Source organism: Nesterenkonia massiliensis, assembly GCF_000455245.1.
Lineage (GTDB): Bacteria > Actinomycetota > Actinomycetes > Actinomycetales > Micrococcaceae > Nesterenkonia > Nesterenkonia rhizosphaerae.
Map to the genome: position 1 here is coordinate 7,193 of NZ_HG005172.1, position 7,386 is coordinate 14,578.

8 protein-coding genes are annotated in these 7,386 nt (G+C 62.4%); 6 read left to right on the forward strand and 2 right to left on the reverse strand.

The window, feature by feature from the left end; all coding sequences use genetic code 11:
• The first annotated feature begins 313 nt into the window (after positions 1-313).
• Positions 314-1,408, forward strand: coding sequence for a Fic family protein (locus TX78_RS10720; RefSeq protein WP_044496191.1), 1,095 nt, complete (start codon positions 314-316; stop codon positions 1,406-1,408).
• 14 nt (positions 1,409-1,422) lie between these two features.
• On the opposite strand, the gene TX78_RS10725 is transcribed toward TX78_RS10720, so the two are convergent.
• On the reverse strand, positions 1,423-2,241 hold the full coding sequence (locus TX78_RS10725; RefSeq protein ID WP_233722249.1) for an alpha/beta fold hydrolase: 819 nt from the start codon (positions 2,239-2,241) through the stop codon (positions 1,423-1,425).
• An 80-nt stretch (positions 2,242-2,321) separates the two neighbouring features.
• Between TX78_RS10725 and ku the strand changes: the two genes are divergently transcribed.
• Entirely contained in the window at positions 2,322-3,203 is an 882-nt protein-coding gene (gene ku, locus TX78_RS10730; protein ID WP_044496192.1) for a non-homologous end joining protein Ku, read from the forward strand.
• A 14-nt stretch (positions 3,204-3,217) separates the two neighbouring features.
• The gene (locus TX78_RS10735; RefSeq protein WP_044496277.1) at positions 3,218-4,195 is read left to right on the forward strand and encodes an NAD(P)H-quinone oxidoreductase; all 978 of its coding nucleotides are present in this window, start codon (positions 3,218-3,220) and stop codon (positions 4,193-4,195) included.
• On the opposite strand, the gene TX78_RS10740 is transcribed toward TX78_RS10735, so the two are convergent.
• Entirely contained in the window at positions 4,192-4,836 is a 645-nt protein-coding gene (locus TX78_RS10740; RefSeq protein WP_044496279.1) for a VOC family protein, read from the reverse strand. The genes TX78_RS10735 and TX78_RS10740 overlap by 4 nt on opposite strands.
• Before the next feature lie 113 nt (positions 4,837-4,949).
• On the opposite strand from TX78_RS10740, the gene TX78_RS10745 reads away from it, so the two are divergent.
• From TX78_RS10745 to TX78_RS10755, 3 genes are all read left to right on the forward strand, one after another.
• Positions 4,950-5,855 carry an SURF1 family protein gene (locus tag TX78_RS10745; RefSeq protein WP_049897840.1) on the forward strand — a complete coding sequence of 302 codons (906 nt, stop codon included), beginning with the start codon at positions 4,950-4,952 and terminating at the stop codon, positions 5,853-5,855.
• The gene (locus TX78_RS13345) at positions 5,848-6,396 is read left to right on the forward strand and encodes a DUF3817 domain-containing protein (RefSeq protein ID WP_233722250.1); all 549 of its coding nucleotides are present in this window, start codon (positions 5,848-5,850) and stop codon (positions 6,394-6,396) included. Before TX78_RS10745 ends, TX78_RS13345 begins: the two co-directional genes overlap by 8 nt.
• A gap of 252 nt (positions 6,397-6,648) precedes the next feature.
• The coding region (locus TX78_RS10755) for an SMP-30/gluconolactonase/LRE family protein (RefSeq protein ID WP_158644338.1) at positions 6,649-7,386 on the forward strand (738 nt) is incomplete at its 3' end.

Below are 7,386 nucleotides of genomic sequence, written 5' to 3' on the forward strand. Positions count from 1 at the left end.
CATCGCCGGCGCCACGGTCTGCAGGTACTCGATGACCTCAGCTTTGGTGGTCTCGGTCTCCGGGAAGATGACCTTATCCAGGCTGGTGAGCTTCAGTTTCTTGCCCGCCACTGTCACCGTCTGCTGCTTAGACGCCATCCCCGCCATCGCCTCCTATGAGATCTTGCTGATCAGACCATTGTTGGCGCAGCGGGCTTGGTGTTTGCTGGACCGGCAGGTGCGATATGGAAACTTTTTTGCCAGGTTCGGCACGACGTGGAAAAAAATCAGCGAAACCTTTCCACGTCGTCGGGAACGTGGAAAGATGCTTTCCATGTCGGACACGCCAACCTGGGACCCGAGCCAACCTTTCCAGAACCTCCCGCCGCTGCCTCCCGAGCAGGAAGTAGAGACTGCGGAAGTGCTCAAGAAGCTCATCGAGGCTAGGTCCGCCCTGGCCGCCATGGACCAGGCGGCGCGGCGCCTGCCTAACCCTGAGGTGCTTCTCAGCACCCTGACAGTGATCGAGGCGCAGGCCAGCTCCGAGATCGAGAACGTCGTCACCACCACTGATGAGCTCTTCCGGCACATCGACACCCAAGAAGGCGCATCCCCGGACGTCAAAGAGGCGCTCCGGTACCGAGCTGGGCTCTACACTGGGCTCGAGCTCGTGCGAAACCGGGGCACCATCACTCGCAACACCGCTGAGACCATCTGCACTGAACTCGCCGGCCGACAGGTGACGCTGCGGCGCAACCCTGGAACGATCATCGCCAGCACCCGCCGAAAAGCTGCCATCTACACTCCGCCCACCGGATATGAGACGCTCGACAGGCTCATGGGGGAGTGGGAGCAGTACGTTAATCAGCCTGGGACGCACGACGCTCTGGTCAAGATGGCGCTGGCTCACTATCAGTTCGAGGCGATCCACCCCTTCGACGACGGCAACGGCAGGACTGGCAGGATCATCAATATCCTTCAGCTGGTGAAGGACGAACTCCTGGCCAGCCCCGTCCTCTACCTGTCCCGTTACATCATTGCCCACAAGGATGAGTACTATCGCCGACTGCTTCGCGTCACATCCCACGGAGAGTTTCTCGAATGGACTCTCTTCATGCTGGATGCAGTGCAGCAGACAGCATCATCCACATTGGAGCTCATCGACCGTCTGCAAGAGTTGGAGGAGCAGATCAAAACGGCTGTGGCCGAAGCCGTTCCCTCCGGCGGAAACATCGCTCTGGTCGAACTGTTGACGGCCCGCCCCTACACACGAACCGTCAACGTGGAGCAAGCCTGCAGCGTCTCGCGGCCGACTGCCAGAAAATGGCTGGCATCCCTGGTGAAGGCACAAGTCCTGCAAAGGCGCGAAGAGGGGCGGGAAGTGCTATACGTCAACACCCGCTACCTGCAGGCTCTCGCCAACGCGTGAGCCCGGTGAGCGGCTCAGCTGTTCTGGCCGGTTAAGAACCGCTTGAGCACCTCGGTGAACACCGCCGGCTGCTCCGAATGCACCCAGTGGCCGGCCTGCTTGATAGTGGTCTGGACAGTGCGCGGGAAAAGCTTCCGCATGGCCGGGGCATATTCCTCCTGCACATAATCGGACTTCGCACCAGCAACCCACAGCACCGGACCCTCGTACTGGGTGTCTTCGAACTCCGGCCACCCACCGATCTCCGGCAGGCTCTTATGCAGCAGCTCCAGATTGGACTTCCAGCGGAAGCCCTCGGAGTCCTTCGTCAGGCTCTGCAGCAGGAAACCGCGCACCATTGCCGACTTGATCGGTTCCTGCAGCTGCTCATCCGCCTCGCTCCGGGACCCCAGCGACTCCAGGTCCAGCCCACGCAGGCTGCCCAGCAGATGATCAAACTCGCTCATGTCCTCACGCACTACCGGGGACATATCCACCACTACAAGGCTGCGCACCAGCTCCGGAGCCCGCAGCGCCAGCACCATCGCGATCTTGCCGCCCATGGAGTGCCCCACCACATGCACCGGAGCATCCGCGGCCACAGTGCTGCGCAGAAGCTCAGCCACCAGATCAGCCTGCTCGATGTAGCTGAACGACTCCGTCCAATCCGAGCCCCCATGATTGGGCAGATCCACCAATACCGAACGGAACTGTGGCTGCAAGCCCTTGGCGATCTGCGTGAAGTTCTTCCCCTGACCGAACAGGCCGTGGAAGAAGACCACCGTCTCGCCGTCGTCGCCCACGGTCTGGGTGTGCACAGTGAACTTCTTCGCCATCGCCGGTGCCTCTCTCATCGCCTCATAGTCAGTCCCTGCCATGATAGGCGGCAGCGGCATTCAGGGAACTCACAAGTCAGCGGTGATTTGATGGTCCTATGCGCGCAATATGGTCAGGTGAAGTCTCCTTCGGACTGGTCTCAGTGCCGGTCAAGCTCTACTCCGCCACTGCCAGCCATGACGTGGGCCTCCACCAGGTCCACGATGCCGACGGCGGACGCATTCGGTACCAGCGCCGCTGCGAGGTCTGCGACAAGGTCATCGACTATAAGAACATTGACCGCGCCTATGACGACGGCGAGAAATCCGTGATCCTCACCAAAGAGGAACTCGAAGACCTTCCAGCCGATGAGTCCAAAGAGATCGCGGTCGAGCAGTTCGTGCCAGAGGACCAGATCGACTCCATGGTCCTTGATAAGTCCTACTATCTGGAGCCGGCCGGCAAATCGGCTAAGGCGTACGTGCTTCTGCGCAGCACACTGGAAGACGCCGAGCGGGTCGCGATCGTGACCTTCACCCTGCGCTCAAAGACCCGTCTGGGTGTGCTGCGGGTGCGCGATGACGTGATCGTCCTGCAAGGGCTGCGCTGGGCAGATGAGCTGCGTGAGCCTGAGTTCGACATCCCCAAGTCCCGGATCTCCAAGAAGGAACAGGAGATGGCTGCCTCCCTGGTGGAGTCCTACAGCGAGGACTTCGAGCCTGAACGCTTCAACGACGAATACCAGGAGCAGCTGCAGACCCTGATCGAAGAAAAGTTGGAGCACGGTGAAGAGATCGACACCGAGGCTACTTTCGGTGAGACCGATGAGGATGACGACGGTGAGGGCAATGTGGTGGACCTGATGCAGGCGCTGAAGAAATCAGTGGATGCCCGCCGGAAAACCTCCAAGGACGGCAAGAAACCGGCCAAAAAAGACGCCAAGGACGACGAGAAGCAGGACGAGGCGGAGTCGCAGAGCCAGAAGAAGAAGGCCAGCTGAGTATGGTGGCTGCTATGCGTGCCATCACTTTCGACGCCCCCGGCGATGAAGATGTCCTGAACCTCACCGAAGTGGATGCCCCCGCTCCCGGCCCCGGCGAAGTGCTGATCACCGTGGCTGCTGCCGGCATCAATAACGCCGATCTGCTTCAGCGCCGCGGCAAATACCCGGTGCCTCCTGGCGCCTCCGAAATTCTGGGGCTTGAGTGCTCCGGCACCATCGCAGCACTGGGCGAGGGAGTAACGGGCTGGTCGATAGGAGATGAGGTCTGCGCATTACTGACCGGCGGCGGCTATGCAGAACAGGTGGCCGTTCCGGCCGAGCAGCTGCTGCCCATCCCCGCCGGGATCAGCCTCGAGGAGGCCGCGGCGCTGCCAGAGGTGGCATGCACCGTCTATTCCAATATCGGGATGGTCGCTGGTCTGAGACCTGGGCAGTCACTGCTGGTCCACGGTGGCGGAAGCGGAATCGGCACCCACGCCATCCAGTGGGCTCACGCCCTGGGTGCTCGGGTGTTCACCACCGCAGGAAGCGCACAGAAGCTCGACGCCGCCCGGCAGCTCGGCGCCGACGTCGCCATCAACTACCGTGACGAGGACTTCGCCGAACGTGTTGCCGAAGAGACCAGTGGCAGCGGCGTCGATGTCATCCTCGACATCATCGGCGCCCCCTACCTGGAGCCGAACCTGAAATCCCTGGCCAACAACGGGCACCTGGTGATCATCGGCACTATGGGTGGGATGCGCACTGAGCTGAACCTGGGACTGATGTTGAGCAAACGCGCCTCGGTCACTGCCACCACACTGCGCGCCCGCCCCCTCCATGAAAAGGCGGAAATTGTGGCGGCAGTGCGCGAAAACGTGTGGCCGCTCATTGAATCCGGGCAGATCAAACCCATGGTGGACACTGTGCTGCCGCTGGATCAGGCCGCTGAGGCCCACCGCATCCTCGCCGAAGGCCGCGCCGTCGGCAAAGTGCTGCTGAAGCCTTAAATGGTGACTTCGCCCTTCGGGGTGGAGAACGTCACGCTCATAATGCCCGGGGTGCCCGATGGTGCGATCCAGTCCACCGCGACGTCGTCAAACGGGTCAGCGTCCGGCTCACCCAGCCAATCGGCCACGCGCTGCGGGGAACCGGCAATGGCCAGCTTGATCAGCTTGGCCTGGGGATCATAGGCGCGGGAGGGGTGCAGGTGCTCAGTGCCCTCATCCCAGCGCAGCAGATAAGGCACCTGGGGGTCGGCGATGAGCCCCTTGATGCCGATCTGCTGCCAGGTCAGTTCCTGACCATCGGGAAATTTTCGGTTGCCCGGCACTGAACGGCGCCCGAGGCGCTCCTCAAAGGGGGTCAGGTCATCAACGGTGACGCACCAGCCCATCCAGCCGCCGCCGACCTGCGACCGGTTGCGCACGGCCTGACCAAAGGGCGCCTTATCCGCGCTGGGATGGTCCAGCACCTCAACAACCTCAAGGTATTTGTGGCCGGCCAGCGGGATGATCGCATTGCGAGTGCCGAAGCGGGGATGGATGCCACCCTTCACCCGCTCTACACCGAGAACGGAGGTGATCCGCTCAACAGTGGCTTCCATGCCATCAGGCCCAACCGCAAAGGAAACGTGATCCAGTCGCATCATGGTTCCCATACTTACACTGTCGCCGCGATCACAGAAATCCGGGCTTCCCCGCGGCGATGCCGCAGAATTTCTACCGACTGTAGAACTTTTGCTATGACGCGTATCCTTATCAGGTGCTCGAAACTGCCAAGCAGCCCAAATGGATCGCCATGCTGGGGCTCGCGCTCCTGCTGGCCACCGTCTTCGTGGTGCTCTCAGCCTGGCAGTTCGGCCAGAGTCGCAGCGAGGGAAACCCCGTCCAGGAGATCACCGAAGAACCCGTAGAGCTCACCGATATCTACGAACCCCGCCGCGGGATCACCATCTATGAGGCCGACCGCATCGTGAACCTCAGCGGTGAATTCGTGGAAGACACCCAGGTGATGATCAATGACCGGCTCCGCGATGGCGAGGACGGCTTCTGGTCTGTAGCGGCCTTCCGCGTCAACGGTGCCCCCGAAGACGAGGTCATCCCCGTGGTCCGCGGCTGGGTGCCCGAAGGTCAGCAGGGAAGCGCTCCCGACGTCGGTGAGCTTCCTGCCGGTGAGCTGCAGCTTCAGGGCCGGCTGTTGCCCACTGAGGCCCCGGGTGGAGGCCCACGTGATCTTCCCAGGGGTGTGCTGCCCACGCTCTCGGTGGCAGAACTGATCAATATTTGGGGTGAGGATTCCTACTCCGGATACGTGGTGGACTTCAGCGGAGAGGCCGCCGGGGCGTCGTCGTCCCTTGAACCGGTATGGGTGGGCCCACAGCCAGAAGGCTCCGATGTCAACTGGCTGAACCTGTTCTACGCGGTGGAATGGGTGGTCTTCGCCGGATTCGCCTTCTACCTGTGGTGGCGCATGGTCAAAGATGCTCACCAGAAGCGGCTTGAGGACGAGCGTCTGGACCGCGAATGGGAAGCCCACTGGAAACGCGCCTACTTAGAAGCCAATGAAGCCGGCCACAGCCCCGAAGAGGCCGAGAAGATCGCCAACCACGAGGCCGCCCGCGCCCTCGAACAGAAGGAAACCAGCAGTGCCGGAGAATCCCGTGTCTGAGAACCCCGTGTCTGAGAACCCAGCCTCTGATCATCCCACCCAGCGCGACGGCGCAGGCAGCGGCTCTGCATCCGCAGTCCCCGCCGCGCCGCAGCGACCGAAGAAGCGCCGTTTCGCCGGCACCGTGGACCAGATCAGCGGTTCGCTGACCTTCTACAAGATCTTCGCCTTCGTCACTGGCATCATGCTGTTGATCCTGGTGGCCAAGATGATCATGGACTACGGCTTCGGCTACGAGCTCTATGCCGGAGGCACCACTGCCGACGGCGCGGCCAACACCCTGGGCTTCCACCCCAAGGACTCGGTAGTTGATGGCACCGGCATCTCCTACTGGGTGGCGGTGGTGCACGGCTGGATCTACGTGGTCTATGTGATCGCCGGATTCCGGCTGTGGTACCTCATGAGCTGGAAGATCGGCCGGCTGGTCGTGATCGTCCTCGGCGGCGTGGTGCCGTTCCTGAGCTTTATCGTGGAGCGCAAGATCGCCGGTGAAGTCCGTCGCGAGATCGACGAGAACCCCGACGCCGCCCGTCGCTACTGAGGTCCTGGCGCTACTGACCTCCTGGCCCGCCGGGGCCGCCTGGCTCGCCGATTCTCCTTACCGGCCGCTTTACCATGCGGTTTTCGCAATACCACCCCGTATCCGGATAGGTATCGTGAACTCGGCATGGTAAAGCGTGTGACCGGACGGCACTGCAGCGAGCGACCAGGCAGCGCCGTAGCGGGGGTGCCCACAGCAGATCCGCCACATGCGGGGGTTCCGGTGCCGCGGCACGGGCTCTAGGCTGGCGGTATGAGTAGTGCATCCACCGCCCATGGTTCGACCCACTCAACTTCTGTCATCACTGGTGACTGGGAAGCTGTAGATGACCGGCGGTTCCCCCTCAGCGAGGGGGCCCGCTGCATCGGGACCGAGGCAGCTGCACGCGCAGGCTTTGGGGATCAGCACTTCATCTGCGTGGACATCCCCAGCGGCAGGCTGTTCTCCACCACTGGTGAGCCTGATGCTGGGCTGGTGCTGCGTGCAGACCTGGATGTCCCCCTCGGTGCAGCGGCGAGAACCGCAGGCGGCGGCTGGATCGCTGCAGCCGGGACCTCGGTCATCCGTCTGGTTCCAGCAGCTGACGGCTCAGGATTGCTCATCGCGGGCGAGCTGATTGCGCAGCTGCCGGTGGACAGTGCTGAGCAGCGGGTCAACGACGCCGTGGCTGACCCTCATGGGGGGTTCTGGCCGGGAGCCATGGGTCAGCAGGGCGAGGAAGGTCAGGGGCTGCTGGCCCGTGTGCAGACCCGCGGATCAGGCCCGGCAGAGATCAGCACAGCAGAGATCAACTCAGCAGAGATCAGCACGGTTCATGCACCCATGACCATCCCCAACGGCCCGGCGTTCAGCGCTGATGGCAGCACGATGTACTTCGCCGAGACCAGCGAAGGCCGCATCATGCGCGCCACCGTGGACCCGGAGACCGGGGGAGTAGGGTCCCCGGAACTGTTTGCGCAGATCGACGAGGGCAATCCTGACGGTATGACT